The following is a 22,205-nucleotide window of genomic DNA, read 5'->3' as shown; positions in this document are numbered from 1 at the left end:
TCAGGCGCTTTTCGCAAGGGGTTGCTTGGCCTTGGCCAGCGCCAGGTTCAGGCGCTTGAGCAGGTCCTGGGGCGGCTCGTCCAGGGCCATCACCACGGCGGTGGTGGCCCCTAGTTGCAGGCGTTCGCCTTGTTGGCGGGTCTTGTGGGCGAGGGCGCGCACGGCTTGCTGCAACTCCAGCGCCAGCACCTGGGCCTGGCGTTCGCCGGTGTTGGGCAGCAGCACCACGAAGCGATCACCGGCCAGGCGGCAGAGCAAATCCTGGCGGCGCAGGTTCAGCAGCAACGCGTGACTGAGGGCCTGCAACACCCCATCGCCTTCGGCATGCCCGTAGGCCTGATTGATGGCGGCGAAGTTGTCCAGGTCCAGGGCCAGCAGCGACAGCGGCTGTTGCTGCTCGCGACTGTCTTGCAGGCTGTCGGCCAGTTGGCGCTTGAGGTAATCCGCCCCGGCCAGGGGCGTGAGTTTGTCGAACAACCGATGCTCGCGAAACAGCCGCTCACGTTTCTCCATCTGCGCACTGATCGCCAGTTGCTCGCGGTGCCAGTGGTAGATGCCAATGGTCAACAGGATCATGCCCACCGGCATCGGCCCGGATTCCAGCCAGTGGTCCCAGGTGATGCTGTCCGGCAGGCGGATGAACTCGTCGAGGCTGTCGATCCACCACGAGAAGAAGATGCACGACAGGCCTAGCGCCAGATAGTTAGTGACTCGCCCGGCGGGGCGGCTTTTGAGCACCAGGCCCAGCCATACCAGCGCCAGGAGAGCCGAGCCGCCTTCGCCGAAGATATCCAGCCACACCCATTCGCTGAAGCTTTTCAGGTCGCCGCAGGCCAGGTGCAGGATCAGCCCGAGGTTGGCGGCGATCAACAGCAGGCCGAGTTTCCAGCGGTGGGGTTTGAGCACGGAGAACATGGGTCGCGTGTCCTTGGGTAACTGGGCGATGGGCGCCAGCACAGCAGATGGATGTGACGGTTGCGTGACGGTGAAGGTGGGTCGAATCAGCTCATCCGTCCAGGCACTGAAAATCAAAAATGTGGGAGGGGGCTTGCCCCCGATAGCGGTGTGTCAGTGGAAAATCAGATGACTGACCCACCGCTATCGGGGGCAAGCCCCCTCCCACAGTTGATCTTCACAGGTCATATCAGCTCATTTCACATCGAGTCCCAGCCTAAAGCCCCGGTTTACAGGCCTTCGCGCCAACCCCTGTCACAGAACCGTCATCCCCCACCCCTAGCGTGCCCTCCCAGTTGCCGGGCCCTTTGCCTGGCGCCAACGGATTCTTGGGGAGGATTTCATGTACAAGCGCACCGGGCTCGTCAGCTTTACGCTTACCGCCTTGGCCCTGGCGATTGCCAGCGAGCGGCTGGCGGCGGCCGAAGGGGCCACCACCGAGCACGTCGAAGTGGTTGGCCAGGCGGCTGCCATCGATTCGGCGCTCAAAGAACAGCGCACCTCCGACAGCATCAAGAGCGTGGTACACGCCGACGGTGTGGCCCAGTTGCCGGATGAAAACGTCGCCGAAGCCGTACAGCGCCTGCCCGGCATCAGCGTAGAGCGCGACCAGGGCGAAGGGCGCTTCGTCAGCGTGCGGGGCCTGGGCCCGGACCTCAACAGCGTGACCATCAACGGCACCCTGGTGCCCGCGCCGGAAGCCGGCCGCCGCGCCGTGGCCCTCGATGTGCTGCCCTCGGAACTGGTGCAGTCGTTGTCGGTGATCAAGACCCTCACCCCGGACATGGACGCCAACTCCCTCGGCGGCACCGTGGATGTGCAAAGCCTCTCGGCCTTCGACCACAAGGGCTTGTTCTACACCGGCAGCACCGAAGCCAGCTACGACAAGAACACCCACCAGACCAGCCCGAAATTCTCGGGCGCTGCCAGCAACCGTTTCAGCCTGGGCGACGGCATCGACAACTTCGGCGTGGCCGCCGCCTTGAGTTGGCAGAAGCGTGATTTTGGTTCGGACAACGTCGAAACCGGCGGTGCCTGGGACTTCACCGACGGCGCCAAGCTCAACGAATTCGAGCAGCGCGACTACGACATCAGCCGCGAACGCGCCGGCGGCGGCCTGAACTTCGACTACAAGCCCGATGACCTCAGCAGCTACTACCTGCGCACCCTCTACAGCCGCTACAAAGACACCGAGACCCGCAACTCCACCAGCATCGAGTTTGCCGACCCGCTGGTCGCTGGCGAACTGGGGGATGCCGAAGCCAAGCGCAAGCTGAAAAACCGTGAAGAGACCCAGGAGATCCAGTCCTACGTATTCGGCGGTGAGCGCATGCTCGGCCTGTGGACCCTGAGCGGCCAGGCCGGCTACAGCCAGTCCAGCGAAGACAGCCCAGGGCATATCGCCAGTGCCACGTTCGACGGCGGCGACTTTGCCAACAGCGGCTTCTACGACAAGGACAAGCCACGCCCGATCATTGGCGCCGGCTTCTTTGATGCCAGCAACTACACCCTCGATAAAGTCGATTGGGAAAAGCAAAACACCCAGGACACCGAGAAAAACCTGCGCCTGGACCTGGCCCGCGACTACGACCTGAGCGGCTACGCCTCGCAGTTCAAATTTGGCGGCAAGGTCAGCCGCCGCCACAAGACCAACGACCTGGAAGCCTGGGTCTATGAAGACTTCGACACCCTGGGCTTCAGCGCCGACCAGCTCAACCTCACCCAATTCCAGAAGGGCAGCGTTGACTATCGCCTGGGCAACTTTGGCCCCGGCATCAGCCCCAGCAGCATCAAGCAGTTGATCGGCAGCCTCAACGCTGCCGACTTCTATGACGAGACCGAATCGCGGGTCAACGACTACACCATCCGCGAAGACATCAACGCCGGCTACTTCATGAACACCCTCGATATCGACGACTGGCGATTCATTGCCGGCCTGCGCTACGAAGGCACCGAGTTCGAAGCCAAAGGCACCGGCGCCACCGACGGTGTGTTCACCGCCACCGACACCAAGCGTCGTTACCACCACTGGCTGCCGGGCCTGCATGCGCGTTACCAGATCGACAAGAACACCCAAGTGCGTGCGGCCTGGACCAAGTCCGTGGTGCGCCCGACCTTCGGCCAACTGGCGCCGGGTTTTGTGATTGACGATGACGAAGCCACCTTCGGCAACCCGGACCTCAAGCCGCTGGAGTCGAGCAACCTGGACCTGGGCATCGAGCACTTCATGGGCCGTGCCGGTACCGTGTCGGCGTTCGTGTTTTACAAAGACATCAAGAATTTTGTCTACAACACTGACCTGGCCGGCACCGGTGCCTGGACCAACTTCGCCGAGGCCCACACCTACGCCAACGGCGACAGCGCCAAGCTCTATGGCCTGGAACTGGCCTACTCACAGAAATTCGATTGGCTGCCCGCGCCATGGAACGGTTTGCTGGTGGGTGCCAACACCACCTTCAGCCGCTCAAGCGCCGATATCGAAGGCTTCGACAGCACCAGCGGCACTAACCGCAAACGCAACATCAGCCTGCCCAACCAGTCGGACACCGTGGGCAACCTGATGCTCGGCTGGGAAGACGACAAGCTCAGCCTGCGCCTGTCGGCCAACTACAAGTCGGCCTACCTGTACGAACTGGCGTCGATCAATGACAAGGCCCACGACCTGCACGTCGATGCCCAGACCTTCGTGGATTTCAGCGCGCGTTACTCGCTGACCAAGAACCTGCAAGTGAGCTTCGAGGCGCAGAACCTTACCGATGAGTCGTACTTCGTCTACACCGGCCATCGCAGCTACAACGGCCAGTACGAAGAGTACGGCCCCACCTACAAGCTGGGCCTGACCTTTACCCATTTCTAACCCACACAGCATTTCAAATGTGGGAGGGGGCCTGCTCCCGATAGCAGTGTGTCATTCAGCACATGTGCCAACTGAGCCACCGCCATCGGGAGCAAGTCGAATCGTCGCACCGCCCCTCCCACAGTAGATCTCTATTGTTTTCGAAGGATTTGTTAGTTCATGAGAATTTCCAAGCTGTACCTGCTGATCGCACTGGCAACCTGTGGTCATGCCAATGCCGCCGACCTGGCACTAAGCCCTTGGGCACCCAACCTCAACGCCGAAGCCATGGCCTTCGTAAACACCACCCAACGCCTCACCGCCAGCCCCCGCGACGGCCTGCAACTGGTGGACGCCAAAGGCACCGAACTGGCCCGTTTCAACGGCAACTTCACCAGCCTCGACACCCGCGCCGCCGGCAGCCAGACACTGGTGGCCAGCCTCGATAACGATCGCCAGCAGGCCCTGCTGATCAGCCTTGACGCCTCCGCTAAAACTTTCGGCAAACCGCTCTACCTGCCCACCCGCGACTATGCAGTGAACGGCCTGTGCCTGTACCGCGACTCGGCCGCCAACCTGTTCGTATTCCTGGTGGGCGAAGAGGGCAAGGGCGAGCAATGGCTGGTGGGCAATGGTGCGACCTTGTTGAGCGAAGCCCAGCGTGTGCGCGGTTTGCCGCTGCCGCCCTCGGCCGAGTTCTGCCAGGTGGATGACGGCGCCCGTCGCCTGGTAGTGAACGAGACCAATGTCGGTTGGTGGGCCTACCCGGCGCACCCGGAAGCCGATGTGAAACGCACGCCGGTGGCGCTGTTCGATAACCCCAAACGTGAAGCCGGCGCCATCGCGTTGGTACCGGGCGGGGTCATTGCCCTTGATCCAAAGACCGCTCAACTGCATCTGTTCCAGCAAAGCGGCGAGCGTTGGGTCGAGCAACCCAGGCTGACCTTGCCGGGCCTTAAGGAACCCGAGCAACTAACCCTCAACGGCCAGACCTTGCTGGTGCGCGATGACGACAGCGGCAAGCTTTATCAGGGCACACTCAACTGGAAGGCTAAGCCGGTAGCGGGCGAACCTGTACTGCCTGAAGTCACTGCCGTGCGCCAAACCGACCCGGTGGGCCGCCAGGGCGATGCCGCCGATGACCCGGCGATCTGGATTCACCCCGAGCAACCGTCCAAAAGCCGCGTGCTGGGCACCAACAAAAAGCAGGGCCTGCTGGCCTACGACCTCGACGGCAAGCTATTGCAAGAGCTGGCCGTGGGCCGCCTGAACAACGTCGATGTACGCCCCAACTTCAAGTTCGGTGCGCACACGGTCGACCTGGCCGTGGCCAGTAACCGTGATCACAACAGCCTGAGCCTGTTCAGTATCGACCGTAAAACCGGCGAACTGCGCGAAGCCGGTGAAGTGCCCACGCCCCTCAAGGCAATCTACGGCATTTGTCTGTTCCAGCCCGCCAGCGGTGAGATCTATGCCATCGCCAACGACAAGGACGGCACCTTCCTGCAATACCGCCTGAGTGCGCCGGATGGCCGCGTGCAGGGTGAGTTGGTGCGCCAGTTCAAGGTCGACAGCCAGCCCGAAGGCTGCGTGGCTGATGACCAGCGCCAGCGCCTGTTTATCGGCGAGGAAGACGTCGGCGTGTGGGCGGTGGATGCCCGTGCCGACCAGCCGGCCAAGCTCACCAGCGTGATCAAGGTCGGGCCGCAATTGCACGCCGATGTGGAAGGCCTGGCGTTGTACCAGAGCGACAAGCGCGACTACTTGGTGATCTCCAGCCAAGGCAACGACAGCTACCTGGTGGTGGACGCCGAGCCACCGTTTGCCATCCATGGCGCATTCCGTGTGGGCCTCAACGCCGCTGCCGGTATCGACGGTTCCTCGGAAACCGATGGTCTCGAAGTCACCGCCATCAACCTTGGCGGCCCCTGGAGCCAGGGCATGCTGGTGGTGCAGGACGGGCGCAAGCGCATGCCCGAGCAGGCGCAGAACTTCAAGTTCGTGCCGTGGGCGGATGTCACCCGCACATTGAAATTGCCGTGAACCGTCATCACCCGGTCATGACTTTTTAATCGAATAGGAGCTCTACCATGCACGCGACAATCGAACATATGACGATCTGGGGCCTGATCACCGACGCCAGCCTGTTGGTCAAGGCGGTGATGCTCACCTTGCTGTTGGCCTCCGTGGTCAGTTGGTACCTGATCATCCAGCGCGCCAGCGTGCTGCGCCGCCTGGAACGGCAAATGAGCGGTTTTGTGCAGCGCTTTCGTGCCGCGCCCGACTTGCAGCCGCTGTACCGCGACACCGTGCAGGCGGGCGAGGGCGGTATTGCGCCGATCTTTATCGCCGGCGTGCAGGAATACCAGCACCTGTACAGCCATGACCCGGCGGTGCTCGAAGGCGTCGAACGCGCCTTGCAGGTGGCGATCACCGAGCAGGAAATCGAACTGGAAAAGGGCCTGCAATTTCTCGCCACCGTGGGTTCGGTCAGCCCCTACATCGGCCTGTTCGGCACGGTGTGGGGCATCATGAATTCCTTTATCGGCTTGTCCCAGGTGCAGCAGGCCACGCTGTCCACGGTGGCACCGGGTATCGCCGAAGCCTTGATCGCCACGGCCATCGGTTTGTTTGCGGCCATCCCGGCGGTGATCGCCTACAACCGCTTTGCGGCGCGTGGCCAGACCTTGCTCACCCGCTATTACGCCTTCGGCAATGAGCTGCAAGTGCGCCTGCATCGCACCCTGCGCGGCACGTCGATCAACCTGGCCGTGGCCGCCTGAACAGGAGCAAGACCATGCTGACCAGGCCGCAACGCAAGCACGGGCCCAAGGCCGAAATGAACGTGGTGCCCTATATCGACGTGATGCTGGTGCTGCTGGTGATCTTCATGGTCACCGCGCCCATGCTGACCCAGGGCGTCAAGATCGAACTGCCCAAGGTTGCCGCCGAGGCGCTGGCCACCGACACCCGCCAGCAAATCCTCACGCTGTCGGTAAAAGCCGATGGCGGCTACTACTGGAACCTGGGCGGCGAACTCGACACCCAACACCAGACCGACAGCGCCGTGAGCCTGGATGAAATGGGTGCCAAGGTCATGCAGGTGGTGGCGGCGCGCAGTGACACCCAGGTGTACATCCGCGCCGACGACAACGCCGGCTACGGCCGGGTGGTGGCGGCGATGGCGGTGTTGCACAAAGGCGGTGTGAGCAACCTGGGGCTGGTGACCGAGGCCCCGCAATGACGGCGATGATCATGCACAGCCCAATATTGACCATGGCACCACGCGACAGCGCTGGGTTCTGGCGCAACAGCGTGGCAGCCAGCCTTGCAGTGGCGCTGCACGTTGGCGTACTGGCCGCGCTGGTGGTGGGCTGGTCCACGGAAAAACCGCTGGTGCAGGCGCCACGGGTGATGCATACCCAGTTGGTGGTCATGCCCCCGGCGCCTGCTCCTGTACCAGACGCGCAACCGGTGGCCGTGGCAGCACCGCTGCCGGAACCGGTGGCAGTGCCGGTACCGCCCAAACCGGTGGTCGACCCACAGGTCCAGGCGCAAAAACTTGAGAAGGCCGCGCTCGCACGCAAGCGGGTCGAGGAAAAGAAAGTCGAGCAGCAGCAACAGCAACAACAACGCATGGCCACTGAACAGCGCAATCGCGAACTGGAACAACAGCGTTTGAACCAGGAACGTCTGGCAGCCGAGCGTCAACGCCCAGCTGCCCCGGCGCCCGCACCGGCTTTCGACAGCCGCCAATACCAACCCTTGAGCAAGGAGGCGCCGGACTACCCCGAACGTGCGTTGGACAAGAACATCGAAGGCGACTGCTCAGTGGAGTACACCGTCAACACCCAGGGCCGCGTGGAGAACCCCAGGGTGCTGGACGGCTGTCACCCATTGTTCATGCGCCCGTCATTGGCAGCGGCGAACACCTTCCGCTATCAGCCGAGGATCGTGGACGGCAAACCCGTACCCGTCCCGGCCGTGCGCAACACCTTCCACTACCGCATCAAATGAGATTTTCCGACCCACACAAAAACCAAATGTGGGAGCGGGCTTGCTCGCGAATACGGCGTATCAGTCACAGATGTATTGACTGACACTCAGCATTCGCGAGCAAGCCCGCTCCCACATTTGGATCTTCATACGACGTTATGCATTCGCCAGGTTCGCCAGCGCCTGACCGCCGACATATCGCTCCAAATTCGCCAAAAACGTCTGCGCAATCTCATGTTTGCTATTGGTCGATATCGCCGACGTATGCGGCGACAACCTCACCCGTGGGTGCGTATACAACGGATGACCATCCGGCAGCGGCTCAGGCTCGGTCACATCCAACGAAGCCAGCCCGACTTGCCCGTTATCCAGGGCCTCCAACAGCGCCTCCTGGTCCAGCAACCCACCGCGCGCGATGTTGATCAGGTGCAGCCCCGGCTTGGCACTGCCCAGCACATCCCGATTGATGAGGTTGCGCGTGGCCTCGGTCAGCGGCGCAGCCACCACCAGGTGGTCGGCGCGGGCGAACAGGTCGTGGATATCCTTGGCTGCTTGCACGCCTTCGCTGAACGGTGCCTGGCTCTGGCGCAGCGCCACGACGTTGATCCCCAGGGCCAGGGCCTTTTGCGCCAGGCTCTCGCCAATCGCCCCAAAGCCCAGGATGCCCAGGGTGGTGCCCTTGAGCGGGCGCAGCGGGGTGAAGGTCCACTGGGCATCCTTCACCCAGATATCCGGCAAGTGCTTGGACGCGGCGAAGATCGCGGCCAAGGCGAACTCGGCCAGGTTGTTGGCGGCGCTGCCACGGGAGGTGGTTACCGGCGGGCCGTTGAACAGCCACGATGGGTAGAAGTCGATGCCCGAGGACACCAGGTGCACCCATTGCGCACCGTACGGCCAGCCCGGTGGCGGGGTGTCCGGCGCGGTGTAGCCGCGCACATTGATTGGGCGCGCCAGCAGGATATTGACCTGGGGCGGCAGGTCGCTCGGCACCCCGGCGGGCACGCCGATCACTTGGGCATCGGGGTGGATGGCCTTGAGGCGTTCACGGATCACGTCGTTGAAATCTTCGTCCAGCTGGCTGGCAATAATCACCTGACTCATGTGCGTTCCTTTTGACGTTGGGCGAAGACGGCCTTGCCGACGCCTTGCAGCACGGCGTCGTTCTGCGGGGTATGCACGCGGCTGCACAGCACGTCGCGGTAATGCCGTTGCAGCGGGTTAAGGCGTGACAGACCGGGGTTGCCCGAGGCTTCGATGGCCAATTCCACCGCGCGGATGGCGTTGTTGGTCACCAGGTACTTCAACTGCGCGGCATTGGCCGCGGGGGTGTGGCCCTCGGCGGCGGCGTCCAGCAGGCTGCGGTTGGCAAACAACAGGGTATCGATATGGCCGACGGTTTCCTGAAAGCGCGGCAAGGTGGACAGTGACGCACCGAGGTTGGACGGCGCGCGTTCTTCCAGCCAGTTCACCAGCCAATCCCGGGCGGCGTGGGCCACGGCGTCGTACACCGACGACAGCAACACCGACATCCACAGGAAGCCTTCGCCATCCAATTCCGGCGACGGTGCGCTCCAGGGGCTGACGCTGACGGCGTGGTCCAACGGTACCAGCACGTTGTCGAGCACCACTTCATGGCTGCAGGTGGCACGCATGCCCAGGTGATCCCAGGTGTCGATGATGCTCACGCCGGGGCTGTCTTTGGGCACGAGCCAGGCGCCCACCAGTGGGTCGGCGTCATCGCTGCGGCCCCAGACGCTGAACCAGGTCAGGCCATGGCTGCCGGTGGAGTAGATCTTGCGCCCGCTGATGCGCCAACCCTCGGCGGTGCGCACGGCGATGGTCGCCGGCAGGCCGCCACGGGCCGGGGTGCCGAGGTCGGGTTCGACGCGCAGGGCGTTGATCAATGCGCCGTTGCGCACCGCGTCTTCGGCCACTTGGGTGCGCAGGTGCGCGGGCCAGGTCTTACTGTCTTGCAGGCGTGTGTGCTGCAGGTACTGCATCACCAGGATCAGCGCGGTGGAGGGTTCACCCTTGGCAATCGCACTGATGGCCTTGCGTGCCTGTGGCAGGCTGGCACCGCCGCCGCCCAGGGATTTTGGCACGGTGAGGGCGACCAGGCCGTGATCGTGCAGCAACTTGAAGTTGGCATGGGGGAAGGCACCGCTTTCATCGAAGTGGTGGGCGGTGCTGGCCAGCTCGGTGGTCAGGCGTTCGAGCAGGGCTTCGAAGTTGGCGACTTCCACGGAGCGTAGAGACGGTTGGGTCATAAGAATGTACTCACAATGACTGTAGGAGCGAGCTTGCTCGCGAAGGTCGTCAACGATGACGCGGGGCGCCTGACACTCAGTGGCGCCCTCAGGTTTTTCGCGAGCAAGCTCGCTCCTACAGTGGGGTAGGTGTTTATCAGATGGCCAGGCGCACGGGCTGCTCGCCCAGCAGCTGCTCCACCACCTGCAACACCGGCTCAGCCTCCGTGCGCACCAACCAGTCCGGGCTCACCTCTACAAACGCCACCGTCCCATCCTTGGCAATCACCACCACCGTCGGTTGCGGCAACTCCCAGGTGCCGGTGCCTGTGGTTTCGCCAATACTGCTGCCCTTGGCCAACGCCGCGATGCGCGAGGCTTCGTCAAAGCTGTAGAGGATGCCCAGGCGGCGGCCCAGGTTGTTGTCCTTGTCGCTGGCGACCAGCAGTTGCAGGTTGTGGCGGGTCTTGATGTCCACCAGGCGTTCAGGCACTTGCGGGCTTACGGCCACCAGCGGCACCCCCAGTTCACGCAGGCGCGGGTACAGCTGGCGTTCGTAATAGGGCAGGGCGATGTTGCAGGCCGGGCAGCCGGCAAAGCGGAAGAACACCAGCACCGCCGGGCCGTCGGCCAGCAGCAGGTCGCGGTTGAGTTCGCCACCTTCCACATTGAGCAAGGTGAACGGGTCCAACTCATCACCCACTTGCACGTAGTCGTCCGGCCGGGCTTGATCCACCAGGCGCTGGCGCTGGTCGATATTGACCTTCAATGACTCGGGCGCCCAGGTGGCCACGCGTTCGGCGTGCAGGTCCGCCAGTTGACGATTCAGGGATTCGCTCATGCCAGCGCCTCCTGCTTCTCTTCAATCTCGGTGACGCTGTAGCGGTTGGCCGGCACGTCCAGGCCCAGGTTGTCGCGTAGGGTGTGGCCGGTGTACTCGGTACGGAACAGGCCGCGTTGCTGCAACACCGGCACCACCAGTTCGGTGAAGTACTGCAAGCCGTCCGGCAACACCGAATTGACGATGAAACCGTCGCTGGCGCCGCGCTCGAACCAGGTCTGGATCGCATCGGCGACTTGCTCCGGGGTGCCGACAAAGTCGCGCTTGGGCCGCGAAAAACGCAGGGCCACTTCCCGCAGGGTCAGGCCTTCGTCCTTGGCCAGTTGCTTGATGCGGTCGGAGCCGCCTTTTTGGCTGTTGGAACCCAGGTCGCCGAGATCCGGGAAGGGTTCGTCCAGCGGGTATTGGCTGAAGTCATGGTCGTTGAACGGGCGACCGAGGGCGACGATGGCGTCTTCCACGGTGACCAGCTCCACGGCCTGCTGATAGCGGCTTTCCACTTCGGCTGCGTCGCGCCCGACAATCGGGCGGATGCCCGGCAGGATCGACAGGCTTTCGGGGTCACGGCCAAAGCCCTTGGCGCGGCGCTTGAGGTCTTGGGAATAGGCCAGGCCTTCCTCGATGCTCTCCACATGCACAAAGATCGCGTCGGAGTTCTGCGCGGCAAAATTGCGCCCATCTTCCGAGGTGCCCGCCTGGAAAATCACCGGCTGACCCTGGCGGGAGCGGGCGATATTCAGCGGGCCTTTGACCGAGAAAAACTCGCCCTTGTGGTTCAGGGCATGCAGCTTGCTCGGGGTGAAGAACTCACCGCTTTGCTTGTTGTAGGCAAAGGCGTCGTCTTCCCAGGAGTCCCACAGGCCCTTGACGGTGTTTACGTGCTCCTTGGCGATGCGGTAACGCACGGCATGGGGCGGGTGTTCGGCCTTGCCGAAGTTGTCAGCGGTGCCGCTGAGCCACGAGGTGACGACGTTCCAGCCGGCGCGACCGCCGCTGATATGGTCCAGGGACGCGAACTGACGCGCCACCTGGTAGGGCTCGGTGTAGCTGACGGTCACGGTGGCCACCAGGCCGATGTTTGTGGTGATCGCGGCCAGGGCCGAGAGGATGGTCAGCGGCTCGAAACGGTTGAGGTAGTGGGGGCTGGATTTAGCGTGGATATGCAGGCTGTCGGCGATAAAAACGAAGTCGAATTTGGCGGCTTCGGCCAGTTCAGTCTGCTGCTTGTAGAAACCAAAGTTGGTACTGGCGTTCGGCTGGGCCTGCGGGTGGCGCCATTCGCCCCAACCGTGACCGACTCCGTGGACCATGGCTCCGAGTTTCAATTGACGGGCTTTGCTCATGTTCTGCTCCTTTAGCGAGAGGCTTGGGAAAATGGGGCACGCTTGGCGTTAAAGCTCTTATCAAAACCCTGGGACACATCGATGTGCTTGGTCACCAAGCCTTCTTGTTGGTAGATGTCGGCGGTCGCTTGCAGGCCGCTGATAACGGAATCGTCAATCGCCACGGGCGTCAGGCGCGTGTCCTTGGCCACTTCCACATGCACTTCCAGCGGCAGGCCGGTGATCTTGGCTTGCGCTGCGGCGTATTCATTGGGGTGCACGTTGGCCCAGGCATAGGCGCGGTCCAGGCGCGCCACAAAGTCATCCAATTGCGCACGCTTGTCGGCGATGGCTTGGCTGGTGGCGGCCAGGTACAGGTGGTTGCTCAGCAGCTTGTTGCCGCTGATCAACACGCGGGCCTGGCTTTGGGAGGTGACCACGGTGGTGTACGGGTCCCAGGTGGCCCAGGCGTCGGCGGTGCCGTTATCCAGCACCAGGCGCGACTCGCTCGGCAGCAGGAAAATGAACTGCACGTCCTTGGTGGTCAGCCCCGCCGTGGCCAAGGCCTTGATCGCCAGGTAGTGCCCGATGGAGCCACGGCCGGTGACGATCTTCTTGCCCTTAAGATCCGCCACGGTCTTGATCGGCGAATCCTTGTTCACCAACAGCGCGGTGGTGTTGCGCCCTTCGGCGTGGATGATGCTGACCACCTTGAGCGACGCCCCTGCGCCCAGGGCAAACACATAGGGTGCGTCACCCAGGGCACCGATATCCACGGCACCGGCGTTCAACGCTTCGCCCAGGGGCGAGGCAGAGGGGAATTCCGACCACTGGATTTCATACGGCACATTCTTGGCCTCGCCGGACACTTCCAGCAGTGCCTTGATCGTCGATTTTTGATTGGCCACCCGCAGCGGTTGCAGGTCGGCGCCATGGCTGCTGCCGATCAGGCCAAGGGCAAGGGCGGTGCCCAGGAGCAGGCGTTTGAAGGGGGTGGTAAAGACCATGGGATACAGGCTCCAGGCAGATCAAGAAAGGGTTCGGTTACCTCCGCCTGGAGAAGGGGTCGGTGAGTGAGTTGACGTTATGCCCATAAGAACTCGCTGTGAAGTTCTTTTTGGTTATATGGTAATTATCAAAATAATTCATTATGGTTGAATTGATTATTCTCTTATTGCATTTGAATGCAGGTCCCGCGCCAACGCAAAAATCCCATCCATGCGCCAGTGTTCATTCTGATGCCTGGGATCTTGCGCCCATTCATCCCAGCCCGAATCCCGCCGGTACTGGCCCAGCAGCCCGGCTTCACGCACCGCCACGGGGTCGGGGTGGCGCAGGTGTTCGGCGTCCGGGTCGACATAGAGCGCGTCGCTGGTGCAATACAGCTCGCACATAAAGCACGTCTGGCAGGCTTGCTGATCGGCGATCAGGGGGGTGCCCTGGGCGTTGGCGGCCAGCACGTTGGTGGGGCAGACGGCGACGCATTGGCCGCAGCCGTTGCACAGGTCGGAGTAGATCAGTTCAATCATTGGGGGTGGCCTGGGTAGATGGGATCAAAACGCGTCTGCACCTGGTCCACGCCGGACACACGCAAGTGCGCGTCATACAGCGCACTCTGTTGCGGCGTGTCACTGCGCTGGTGCATGCCTCGGCTTTCCTTACGCGTTGCGGCGGCGGTGTAGCACCAGCGGGCGGTGGCGGCCATGGCGGCGGTTTCGCGGGCGCGTAGGGGGTTGAGGGCGGAGGGGCTGTTGCGTATTTGGTCCCAGAGGGTGTCGAGTTCGCGCAAGGAACGCTCCAGTTGGGCGCCGCTGCGGAACAGGTTTTTGTCCAGTGGGTGCATTTCGGCCTGGATGCGTTGCAGCAGTTCAACGCTGCCACCGGCAGTGCCGCCGTAGCCGCGCAGGGCGCCCTGGTACGCCGTTTTTTGCCGGGCCCATTGTGCCGCGCCACGCCCTGCCCATTGCCCGGTGGACAAGGCCCACGCCGAGTTCTGCGCACCGCCGCCGGAGGTGGCACCGGCAATCGGCTCGCGGCTGGCGGCATCACCGGCGGCGAACACGCCAGGTACGGTGGTCTGGCAGTCATCGTTGATCAAGCGCAATCCCCCCACGCCACGAATGGTGCCCTCGGGATGCAGGGTCACGGCAAACCGCTCGCGATACGGGTCCACCCCGCGCCGGTCAAACGGCAGCATCAGGTTGGGCTGGATACTCGGCAGCTGCGCGCGAATGTCGGCCGGCACCCGGTTCAAGCGGCAATACACCGGGCCATTGAGCAGGGCCTTGGCCAAGTCCTCGGTAAAGCTGGGGCCGCCGCTGATATCCAACGGCCGATCCGCCGCGTCGAAATACTCGCCAAAGCTGTACACCATCGAACGCGTCATGCTGCTGCCCTGTGCGGCAATGCAGTAGTAGTTGGAAAACTCCATGCCCGACAACTCGGCACCGGCCTCGGCGGCCATCAGGTAGCCGTCGCCGGTGTTGGTGTGGTTGCCCAACAGGCGTGACAGGAACGCGCAACCGCCAGTGGCCAGCACCACTGCACCCGCGCGGATCAGCCAATCGCCACCGGCCTGGCGCCGCCAGCCACGGGCGCCGACCACGTTGCCATGGTCGTCGCGCAGCAGTTCCAGGGCGGGGTGGTGATCGAGGATGGTCACGCCGCTGTCCAGCACACGCCGGCGCAGGCCGCGCAGGTATTCGGGGCCGCGCAGGCCTCGGTATTGGGTCTCGCCCCGTTCGTTCTGCGCGAACGCGTAGTAGTCGCTCAAGCCCGGCAGGCTGGTCCAGGTGGTGTCGATGGCCCGCGCCATCCAGCGCGCATCGGCCAGGCCGTAGGCGGTGCCCAGGCGTTTGTCGATGGCGGCTTCGCGGGCGCCCGGTGGCACCCACCAATGGCCGGGGCCGGCGGTGGCGGTGACGCCACTGGTGCCGCAGTAGCCCTTGTCTACCAGGACCACACGCACGCCCTCCCGGGCTGCGGCGATGGCGGCGGCCCAGGTGCCCGCCAGGCCGCCGCCGATGATCAATACATCGCAGCTCGATTCGCTCATGGCTGGGGCCTCAGAAGTTGTACGCCAGGCGCGTGTAGTAATACGCACCGCCGAAGCCGAACGGCGAGAACTGCCCATATTCATAACCGCCGGCCCAGTCCTTGATGCCCTTTTTGTCCGGGTACACGTTGAACAGGTTGTTGGCGCCCAGGGCCACCGTGAAGTGCTTGTTGATGTCGTACGCGGCGTCCACGTCGCTGATCCATTTGGCGCTGAACTTGCGGTCGTTGACCGGGTTGTTGTCGCCTTCGATGTAGCTGCCGAAACGGGTCAGCGCCAGGTTCAAGGTGTAGGCGCTGACCTTCCAGTTGGCCGCCAGGATCAGCTTGGATTGGGGCGTGGCGACGGTCAGGTCTTTTTGCAGGCGGCGGTCGAAGATCTGATAGTTGGAGCCCAGGCTGGCCAGTGCGGGTGGGGTGTCCTGGAGCTTTTCGATCTTGGTCTGGTTCCAGTTGTAGGCCAGGCTCCAGCGCACTTGGCCGTACTGGTCCAACTGCTGGCGGTATTCGTTGATGATGTCGATGCCACGGGTGCGGGTGTCCACGGCGTTGGTGTAGTACTGGGCGTACAGGCCCGGCGACAGGCCGTTGGCGGCCAGGATCTGCGACACGGCCGGGCCGCCGAGCAGGCTGGTGGACACAATGCGGTCGCGGATGCCGATCTGGTACAGGTCGGTGGTCAGCCGGTAGTTCTGCGTCGGTTCGTAAGTGAAACCAAAGCTGTAGTTGAGGGATTTTTCCGACTTGAGTTTTTCGGCGCCCAGCGCTTGCGCTTCGGCGGTGTCCACCGGCAGCACTTTGACCGGCACTGACACTTGCTGGCCGTTGACCACGCCGCCGGAGGTGAAGGTAGACGAGGCATAAATGGTCTGGGCCAGGGACGGTGCGCGAAAGCCATTGTTGATGGTGCCGCGCAGGGCGAACTCCGGCGTGAGCTTGAAGCGCGTGGAGAGTTTGCCGCTCCAGGTGCTGCCGATGTCTTGGGTGTAGCGCTCGTAGCGGGCGGCGGCGCCGACGTACCAGCGGTCGGTCACGTCCAGGCCCAGGTCCAGGTAGCTGGCGACGTTGCTGCGGCTGATCTCACCGGCATCCGCCGTGCTGGTGCCGTTATAGGAGGCCAGCCCCGGCAGCGGGGTTTGCCCGGCAAACGGGCCGCTGGGCAGCACGTAGTTGCCCGGCGTATAGGACGCATAGTCGCCCGCTTCGATCTGGTATTTCTCCCAACGGTATTCAAAGCCGAACGCGGTTTGCAGCGGGTGGCTGAGGCCAATGTCGAAGGTGCGACTCAGGTCCAGGTTGTTGGTCCACTGGTCGAAGATCTGCGAGGCCAGGTTGAACGAGGTGGGGCTGGTGGGGCCCAGTGACGGGTTGAGCGTGTTGTTGGCATTGAGGGTGGAATCGTCCTCGCCCCAGGTGGAACTGACGTCGTAGTCCCAGCCGCCCACCAGGCCCTTGAAGCCGCCGGCTACCTGGAAGTCCTTGGTGCGGTTGCGCCGTTGCGCATGGATGCCGTCGGGGTAGGGCGTGTTTGGGTCGCCGGCCAGGGAGGTGATTTCGTTGGGGCGATAGTTGCCAGTGACCTTGGTGGTTTCCATGTAGCTGGCGGTGGAGAACGAGTAGAACTTGAGGTCGTCCTGCAACGGCAATTCGAGGTTGTAGCTGGCGTTGGTGACCTTCTCGCGGCCCAGGCCATAGCTGGGGTTCCAGCCGTGGCGGTTGACGGTCTGGTCGCGGCTGTCGGGGCTGGCGGCGGTGCCATACAGGCGGCCGGTGGCGCTGCCGGTGCGGTTGAACGGCTCCTGTTCCTTGACGTCCAGCGCCAGGTTGGCGAAGCCGTCGTTGGGCAGCGCCAAGCCGTAGTTGACGGTTTGGTGCACGGTGTCGCCATCGCCCGCGCCATAGCGGCCGAAGGAGGTTTCGGCACTGCCGCCGCTGTCGTTTTCCTTGAGGATGATGTTGATCACCCCGGCGATCGCATCCGAGCCGTATTGGGCGGAGGCCCCGTCACGCAGCACTTCGATATGGTCGATGGCCGACACCGGGATCAGGTCCAGGTTGACCGGCACCGCCGCCGTGCCGATGCGCGCCAGGTTGTTGATCAGCGCGGTGTTGTGGCGGCGCTTGCCGTTGACCAGCACCAGCACCTGGTCGCCAGACAAGCCGCGCATGGTCACCCCACGCACCGACCACGAGGTGCCGCCGCCGTTGATGGCCGGCAGGTTGAACGACGGCAGCAGGCGCGCCAGCAACTCCTTGAGGCCGACCTTGCCGCTGGCTTGCAGTTGTTCGGCGCTGATCACATCGATGGGCGAGGGGCTGTCGGCGATGGTGCGCGCCTGGTTGCCACGGTTGCCGGTGACCACCACGGTGCCGAGGGTTTTGTCGGGGTCTTCGGCCTGGGCCGGGGTTTGGATGGCGAGCAGGCTCAGCGCTGCTGCGCAGTAGTGAAAGCGCGATGGAGGCATGGGGCTGTTTCCGAAAGACGAGAGAACGCCGCAGATCTCCACCTGTGAATGCAGTCAGTGTGGGAGGGGGTTTGCTCCCGATGGCGGCGTGTCAGTCACTGATGGGCTGGCTGATGTACCGCAATCGGGAGCAAGCCCCCTCCCACAGGGGATCGCATGCACTGGGGGATCTGTGAGGGGTTGAAAAAGGGTGGGTCAGGCGGCGTTAGCGGCTCTTACCCGATGCGGAATATCGTCATAGGCAATCAGCACCCGCTCCATGCGACGTGGGTAGTCACCGTAGTTGTAGACCGGGTAGTGCAGGGTCGAGCGGTTGTCCCAGAACGCTACCGAACCGGGGCGCCATTTGAAGCGCACCTGGTGCTCGGGCTTGTTGAATTCCAGCAGCAGGCGGTCGATCAATTGCTTGCTTTGCTGGGGTGTCCAGCCGATCACCGAGGGGTTTTGGGAGAAGTTGATGAACAGCCCGTCTTCACCGGTTTCCGGGTGGGTGCGCACCAGCGGGTGGGCGAGAATCGGGTAGTCGTAGCCAACCTTGTCCAGGGATTTCTTGAAGTCGTGCACCACATGCAGGGTGTCGATCTCTGCGCGCAGTTCATCCGGCAGCGCCCGGTATACCGCGCCTGCGTCGGCCCACAGGGTATCGCCGCCCACTTCCGGCAAGTCCACCGCGCGCAGCACAGCGCCGAGGGTGGGTTGCAGCAGCCAGCTGGTGTCGGTGTGCCAACGGCCGCTGATGCGTGGGCCGTAGAGCTTGCGTTCGTCCTGGGCCTCGATCAGGTGGGCCTGGGGCAGCGTCGGGTCGTTCTGCTGGGTGGTGGGGTGCACGTAGAGTTCGCCGAATTCCTTGGCGAATGCGATTTGCTGTTCGGTGTTGATGGCCTGGTCGCGAAAGAACAGCACCTTGTGCGTGAGCAGCAGGTGGCGCAGTTCGTCACGCAGGGCAGCGGTCAGCGGCTGGCGCAGGTCGATGCCGGCGATTTCGGCGCCGATGGTGGGTTCCAGGCGGGTGATATGCAGGGTCATGCGGGTGTCCTCTCGTGTGTGGGTTCAGCCTCCGCCTGGAGAGGGGTCGGATGTGGAGTCTGCACCCGGTGTGGGTGCAGGTGAGTCAGGGGTGATCAGATCACGTAGAAACCGTGGGTGCCGTCGCGGGCCAACTGGTCGACCAGGCCGAATTCCCAGTCCAGGTAGGCCTGCATGGCTTCCTTGGGGTTGTCGGTGCCTTCGTACGGGCGGCGGTAGCGGTCGATGCGTGGCGAGGCCAGGTGGGTTTCACCTTCTTCCAGCGGCAGTTGGGCGTTGATCCAGCCGGCGGTGCCGTCTTGCAGCAGGAACACCGGTTTGCCGGTAATGGCTTCGACTTCGGCCACCGCCAGGCGCGCCAGTTGGCTGCTGCCGCAGGTCAGCACGTAACGCTGGGCCGCGGGGGCTTTGGCCAGGGCCGCGGGCAACTGCGCACGCAAGGCCCACCAGGCACCGGGGATATGACGCTTGACGTAGTTGGCGCTGGCAGTGAAGTCCAGCACCACAGTGTCGCCATGGCCCAGCCAGTCGGCCAGGGTGTGGGGGCTGATCAGTTCGGCCTGGGGTGGCGCAGGCACCGGCGCGACCCAGGCGCCTTTTTCGCTGAACTGCGCAGGCTCCAGGCCGTCGAGTACATGCACGTCCCAACCCAGCTGGGCCAGCCAGGACGCGGACATATTGGCGCGCACGCCGTCGTCGTCGGCCAGCACCAGGCGTGCACCGCGCACGCTGGCGACGTGGTCGGTTTCCTGCACCAGTTGGCCGCCCGGTGTGGAGCGTGCGCCTGGCAGGTGGCCGGCTTCGAATTCTTCGGGGGTGCGTACATCGAACAGGTAGGTGGTGCGCGTGGCGTCCTGCTGCCAGCCGTGCAGATCGGCGAGGCTGGCGCGGCCGACGCGGGCCTTGTCGGCCACGCGACGGGCATCGGCTGCGGCCACCTGGCGATGTTCCTCCGAGGTCGGCGCAAAACGGCGCGACTGGCCATGGGCGAGTTTCTGCCCGGCCAACGTCCAGCCGATGGTGCCGTTGCGCAGGGCCGATACCGGGTTGGCCACGCCCGCGTTGATCAGCGACTGGGTGCCGATAATGCTGCGGGTGCGCCCGGCGCAGTTGACGATGATGCGGGTGGCCGGGTCGGGCGCCAGTTCACGGGCGCGCAGCACCAGTTCGGCACCGGGCACGCTGATGCCGGTGGGGATGCTCATGGTCTGGTATTCGTCGAAACGGCGGGCGTCGAGCACCACCACGTCGGCTTGGCTGTCGAGCAGGGCTTGTACTTGCTCTGCGGCCAAGGACGGCGTGTGACGCTCGCTTTCCACCAGTTCGCCAAACGCCTTGCTCGGTACGTTCACGTCGATAAACAGCTCACCACCGGCCTTGCGCCAACCGTCCAGGCCACCGTCGAGCAGGCTGACCTGAGTGTAACCGAGGGCGACCAGGCGTTCGGCCGCACGGGCAGCCAGGCCTTCGCCGTTGTCGTAGAGGGTGACCTGGGTATCGCGGCGCGGGATGCGCGAGTACACCTCCAACTCCAGTTTGGACAGCGGGATATTCGCGGCGAACAGCGGGTGGGATTCGGCAAACGGCGCTTCCTCGCGCACGTCCACCAAAGCGACTTCTTCATGGTCCAACAGGGCCTGGCGAATCTGGGCAAAGCTGCGGGTGGATACGGTGGTCATAGGGCAGGGCTCTTTTCTTTGGACAAATCCCAGATATTCGGGAGGAAGGCGTTGGAGTAACCGGAGATAAACAGCTTCTCGCTGCCGTCCGGCTGGTACACCGCGCGGTGCACGGCACCGATATTGGCGCCATACACATGGATGCTGATGGACACCTGGTCGCTGTGCACGTTGCTTACCTGGTGAATGTCGCCGACCTTGGGCGACACCGCCTCCACCTGGCCCGGCACCAGCTGGATCGGCTTGCCTTCGGCCACCAGGCTACCGTCGGGGGCGCGTTCAAAGCCTTGGGACAATTCGGCTCCGCGCAACATGCCGATCAGGCCCCACACCCGGTGGTCATGAATGGGTGTGCTTTGCCCTGGCCCCCACACAAAGCTGACGATACTGAAGCGCTGGCGCGAATCGGCATGCAGCAAAAACTGCTGGTAGCGCTCGGGGTTGGGTTGGGCGAATTCGTCGGGGAGCCAATCATCGTGGCTGACCAGTTGCGCCAGTAGCTTGCCGCCACGGTGCAGCAGGTCGCCTTCGCGTGGATTGCCGTCGATCAATTCCGCCAGGGCGCCAATAAAGGCTCGCAGTCTTTCGGGGTGTTTGGCCTGGGTCATGGCAATTCCATTGGTCGGTGTTCTTGAGCTTATATAAGCATAATGTTTATAGTTAATATGCTATTTTTTAATGATTAGCTTATAGCTTAAGGTAATTTAGAACTGCTCCGACTAGGGTTAGACGTTATCGATCACAGCGTGGGCTATCCAGACCGCGTTCCTGCAACTATGCTTGGCGCACATCTTAATGACTGTTCTCTATGTGCGGCCCAAATGAAAATTGACGATATCGATGCCTTTGTCGAAGTGATTCGTTGCCAGTCCATCAGCCATGCCGCCGAGTCGTTGCAACTGACCCAGCCGGCCATTACCCGTCGCGTGCAGAACTTTGAGCAGGCCCTGGGAGTGGAGTTGTTCGACCGCAATACCAAGCCCCTCAAGCCTACGCTCATCGGTACCCGTGTGTACGAGCAGTGCCGGCTGATCCTGCGCGAGATGGATGCGCTGCGTGAACTGGTGGCCACCGACGCACCCCCCACCGGCCTGTTGCGCCTGGGTGTGCCGCAGACCATCGGCGATGTGGTGCTGCTGGATGCGCTCAAGCATTTGCGCACCGAATACGCCGACCTGCGTGCGCAAGTGGCCACGGGCTGGGGCAGCCAACTGGTGGGCAAGATCGAGCGCGGCGAGCTGGATGCGGCGGCGGCGTTGTTCCCGGCGGGCAAGATCTTCCCGGACAACATCATTGGCGAGTCCATCGGCAAGATGGAGTTGGTGGTGGTATGCGCTAAAGCGCAGTTGCCGAAGAAGCCATGCAAGCTGGCGGATGTGTACCAGAACGGCTGGATTCTGAACCCGGATGGCTGCGGTTTCCGTGCAGGCTTGCAGCGCACCTTGTCCGACCAGGGGCTGGCCTTGCGAGTGAACCTTGAGACCTTCGGCACCGAGTTGCAATTGGGCTTGGTGGCGGACGGTCTGGGCCTGGGCCTGGTGCCACGCCCGCTGCTGGAGCGCAGTGCCCACCGTGAGCAGTTGGCGGTAATGCCGCTCAAGGACTTCAAGCCGGTGATGGATTTGTGGCTGATCTACCCGCATTTTCTGGGCAACTTGCAGGGGCCGGTGGATGCGTTTGGCAAGTTGGTGGCGGCTTCGTTGCACAAGATTCGCGACGCTGCCTGACCTTGTGTAGGAGCGAGCTTGCTCGCGAAAGACGCCAACGATAACGCGAGCTTTCTGGA

The 22,205-nt window shown here is 63.3% G+C and carries 18 protein-coding genes and 1 pseudogene; 7 read left to right on the top strand and 12 right to left on the bottom strand.

Annotated elements, in window-relative coordinates; all coding sequences use genetic code 11:
* Entirely contained in the window at positions 1–915 is a 915-nt protein-coding gene (locus DYL59_RS17885) for a GGDEF domain-containing protein (protein WP_135290344.1), read from the bottom strand.
* 382 nt (positions 916–1,297) lie between these two features.
* Here DYL59_RS17885 and DYL59_RS17880 point away from each other — a divergent pair, with 382 nt between their 5' ends.
* From DYL59_RS17880 to DYL59_RS17860, 5 genes are all read left to right on the top strand, one after another.
* On the top strand, positions 1,298–3,811 hold the full coding sequence (locus tag DYL59_RS17880) for a TonB-dependent receptor (protein ID WP_135290343.1): 2,514 nt from the start codon (positions 1,298–1,300) through the stop codon (positions 3,809–3,811).
* Positions 3,812–3,970: 159 nt separating this feature from the next.
* Positions 3,971–5,833, top strand: a complete 1,863-nt coding sequence (locus DYL59_RS17875) for a phytase (RefSeq protein WP_135290342.1) — start codon at positions 3,971–3,973, stop codon at positions 5,831–5,833.
* 47 nt (positions 5,834–5,880) lie between these two features.
* Positions 5,881–6,573 carry a protein TolQ gene (tolQ, locus tag DYL59_RS17870; protein WP_135290341.1) on the top strand — a complete coding sequence of 231 codons (693 nt, stop codon included), beginning with the start codon at positions 5,881–5,883 and terminating at the stop codon, positions 6,571–6,573.
* A gap of 14 nt (positions 6,574–6,587) precedes the next feature.
* The gene (tolR, locus tag DYL59_RS17865; protein ID WP_135290340.1) at positions 6,588–7,034 is read left to right on the top strand and encodes a protein TolR; all 447 of its coding nucleotides are present in this window, start codon (positions 6,588–6,590) and stop codon (positions 7,032–7,034) included.
* Positions 7,031–7,807, top strand: coding sequence for an energy transducer TonB (locus DYL59_RS17860; protein WP_135290339.1), 777 nt, complete (start codon positions 7,031–7,033; stop codon positions 7,805–7,807). Before tolR ends, DYL59_RS17860 begins: the two co-directional genes overlap by 4 nt.
* A 135-nt stretch (positions 7,808–7,942) precedes the next feature.
* Here DYL59_RS17860 and DYL59_RS17855 read toward each other — a convergent pair whose 3' ends face one another.
* Both DYL59_RS17855 and DYL59_RS17850 read right to left on the bottom strand, forming a co-directional pair.
* The gene (locus DYL59_RS17855; RefSeq protein ID WP_135290338.1) at positions 7,943–8,887 is read right to left on the bottom strand and encodes a D-isomer specific 2-hydroxyacid dehydrogenase family protein; all 945 of its coding nucleotides are present in this window, start codon (positions 8,885–8,887) and stop codon (positions 7,943–7,945) included.
* Positions 8,884–10,053: an acyl-CoA dehydrogenase family protein gene (locus tag DYL59_RS17850; protein WP_135290337.1), complete on the bottom strand. Its 1,170-nt coding sequence runs from the start codon at positions 10,051–10,053 to the stop codon at positions 8,884–8,886. The genes DYL59_RS17855 and DYL59_RS17850 overlap by 4 nt, the downstream gene beginning before the upstream one ends.
* Before the next feature lie 15 nt (positions 10,054–10,068).
* On the opposite strand from DYL59_RS17850, the pseudogene DYL59_RS31715 reads away from it, so the two are divergent.
* Positions 10,069–10,176, top strand: a pseudogene (locus tag DYL59_RS31715) (outer membrane lipoprotein carrier protein LolA); the annotation flags it as partial.
* A 13-nt stretch (positions 10,177–10,189) separates the two neighbouring features.
* On the opposite strand, the gene DYL59_RS17845 reads toward DYL59_RS31715, so the two are convergent.
* From DYL59_RS17845 to DYL59_RS17805, 9 genes are all read right to left on the bottom strand, one after another.
* Positions 10,190–10,873: a peroxiredoxin-like family protein gene (locus DYL59_RS17845; protein ID WP_135290336.1), complete on the bottom strand. Its 684-nt coding sequence runs from the start codon at positions 10,871–10,873 to the stop codon at positions 10,190–10,192.
* Positions 10,870–12,216 carry an LLM class flavin-dependent oxidoreductase gene (locus DYL59_RS17840; RefSeq protein ID WP_135290335.1) on the bottom strand — a complete coding sequence of 449 codons (1,347 nt, stop codon included), beginning with the start codon at positions 12,214–12,216 and terminating at the stop codon, positions 10,870–10,872. The genes DYL59_RS17845 and DYL59_RS17840 overlap by 4 nt, the downstream gene beginning before the upstream one ends.
* An 11-nt stretch (positions 12,217–12,227) precedes the next feature.
* On the bottom strand, positions 12,228–13,202 hold the full coding sequence (locus DYL59_RS17835; RefSeq protein WP_135290334.1) for an ABC transporter substrate-binding protein: 975 nt from the start codon (positions 13,200–13,202) through the stop codon (positions 12,228–12,230).
* A 156-nt stretch (positions 13,203–13,358) separates the two neighbouring features.
* Positions 13,359–13,724, bottom strand: a complete 366-nt coding sequence (locus DYL59_RS17830; protein WP_135290333.1) for a 4Fe-4S dicluster domain-containing protein — start codon at positions 13,722–13,724, stop codon at positions 13,359–13,361.
* Positions 13,721–15,250, bottom strand: a complete 1,530-nt coding sequence (locus DYL59_RS17825) for an FAD-dependent oxidoreductase (RefSeq protein WP_135290332.1) — start codon at positions 15,248–15,250, stop codon at positions 13,721–13,723. Before DYL59_RS17825 ends, DYL59_RS17830 begins: the two co-directional genes overlap by 4 nt.
* A 10-nt stretch (positions 15,251–15,260) precedes the next feature.
* Positions 15,261–17,714, bottom strand: a complete 2,454-nt coding sequence (locus DYL59_RS17820; RefSeq protein ID WP_135290331.1) for a TonB-dependent receptor plug domain-containing protein — start codon at positions 17,712–17,714, stop codon at positions 15,261–15,263.
* A gap of 195 nt (positions 17,715–17,909) precedes the next feature.
* Positions 17,910–18,740 carry a TauD/TfdA dioxygenase family protein gene (locus tag DYL59_RS17815; RefSeq protein WP_135290330.1) on the bottom strand — a complete coding sequence of 277 codons (831 nt, stop codon included), beginning with the start codon at positions 18,738–18,740 and terminating at the stop codon, positions 17,910–17,912.
* A gap of 95 nt (positions 18,741–18,835) precedes the next feature.
* Entirely contained in the window at positions 18,836–20,419 is a 1,584-nt protein-coding gene (locus DYL59_RS17810; protein WP_135290329.1) for a rhodanese-related sulfurtransferase, read from the bottom strand.
* Complete coding sequence (locus tag DYL59_RS17805; protein ID WP_135290328.1) at positions 20,416–21,027, bottom strand: cysteine dioxygenase family protein; 612 nt, start codon at positions 21,025–21,027, stop codon at positions 20,416–20,418. The genes DYL59_RS17810 and DYL59_RS17805 overlap by 4 nt, the downstream gene beginning before the upstream one ends.
* Positions 21,028–21,240: 213 nt before the next feature.
* On the opposite strand from DYL59_RS17805, the gene DYL59_RS17800 reads away from it, so the two are divergent.
* Entirely contained in the window at positions 21,241–22,146 is a 906-nt protein-coding gene (locus DYL59_RS17800; protein ID WP_135290327.1) for a LysR family transcriptional regulator, read from the top strand.
* Positions 22,147–22,205 lie beyond the last annotated feature (59 nt).

The organism is Pseudomonas kairouanensis (assembly GCF_004682055.1).
GTDB lineage: Bacteria > Pseudomonadota > Gammaproteobacteria > Pseudomonadales > Pseudomonadaceae > Aquipseudomonas > Aquipseudomonas kairouanensis.
Note: the sequence above shows the minus strand (reverse complement) of the source record. Positions and strands in the feature narration are given on the sequence as shown.

Bases quoted from the DNA above. Each gene is read 5' to 3' on its own strand.
- DYL59_RS17885 (WP_135290344.1), bottom strand. From the start codon at position 915: ATGTTCTCCGTGCTCAAACCCCACCGCTGGAAACTCGGCCTGCTGTTG.
- DYL59_RS17880 (WP_135290343.1), top strand. From the start codon at position 1,298: ATGTACAAGCGCACCGGGCTCGTCAGCTTTACGCTTACCGCCTTGGCC.
- DYL59_RS17875 (WP_135290342.1), top strand. From the start codon at position 3,971: ATGAGAATTTCCAAGCTGTACCTGCTGATCGCACTGGCAACCTGTGGT.
- tolQ (WP_135290341.1), top strand. From the start codon at position 5,881: ATGCACGCGACAATCGAACATATGACGATCTGGGGCCTGATCACCGAC.
- tolR (WP_135290340.1), top strand. From the start codon at position 6,588: ATGCTGACCAGGCCGCAACGCAAGCACGGGCCCAAGGCCGAAATGAAC.
- DYL59_RS17860 (WP_135290339.1), top strand. From the start codon at position 7,031: ATGACGGCGATGATCATGCACAGCCCAATATTGACCATGGCACCACGC.
- DYL59_RS17855 (WP_135290338.1), bottom strand. From the start codon at position 8,887: ATGAGTCAGGTGATTATTGCCAGCCAGCTGGACGAAGATTTCAACGAC.
- DYL59_RS17850 (WP_135290337.1), bottom strand. From the start codon at position 10,053: ATGACCCAACCGTCTCTACGCTCCGTGGAAGTCGCCAACTTCGAAGCC.
- DYL59_RS17845 (WP_135290336.1), bottom strand. From the start codon at position 10,873: ATGAGCGAATCCCTGAATCGTCAACTGGCGGACCTGCACGCCGAACGC.
- DYL59_RS17840 (WP_135290335.1), bottom strand. From the start codon at position 12,216: ATGAGCAAAGCCCGTCAATTGAAACTCGGAGCCATGGTCCACGGAGTC.
- DYL59_RS17835 (WP_135290334.1), bottom strand. From the start codon at position 13,202: ATGGTCTTTACCACCCCCTTCAAACGCCTGCTCCTGGGCACCGCCCTT.
- DYL59_RS17830 (WP_135290333.1), bottom strand. From the start codon at position 13,724: ATGATTGAACTGATCTACTCCGACCTGTGCAACGGCTGCGGCCAATGC.
- DYL59_RS17825 (WP_135290332.1), bottom strand. From the start codon at position 15,250: ATGAGCGAATCGAGCTGCGATGTATTGATCATCGGCGGCGGCCTGGCG.
- DYL59_RS17820 (WP_135290331.1), bottom strand. From the start codon at position 17,714: ATGCCTCCATCGCGCTTTCACTACTGCGCAGCAGCGCTGAGCCTGCTC.
- DYL59_RS17815 (WP_135290330.1), bottom strand. From the start codon at position 18,740: ATGACCCTGCATATCACCCGCCTGGAACCCACCATCGGCGCCGAAATC.
- DYL59_RS17810 (WP_135290329.1), bottom strand. From the start codon at position 20,419: ATGACCACCGTATCCACCCGCAGCTTTGCCCAGATTCGCCAGGCCCTG.
- DYL59_RS17805 (WP_135290328.1), bottom strand. From the start codon at position 21,027: ATGACCCAGGCCAAACACCCCGAAAGACTGCGAGCCTTTATTGGCGCC.
- DYL59_RS17800 (WP_135290327.1), top strand. From the start codon at position 21,241: ATGAAAATTGACGATATCGATGCCTTTGTCGAAGTGATTCGTTGCCAG.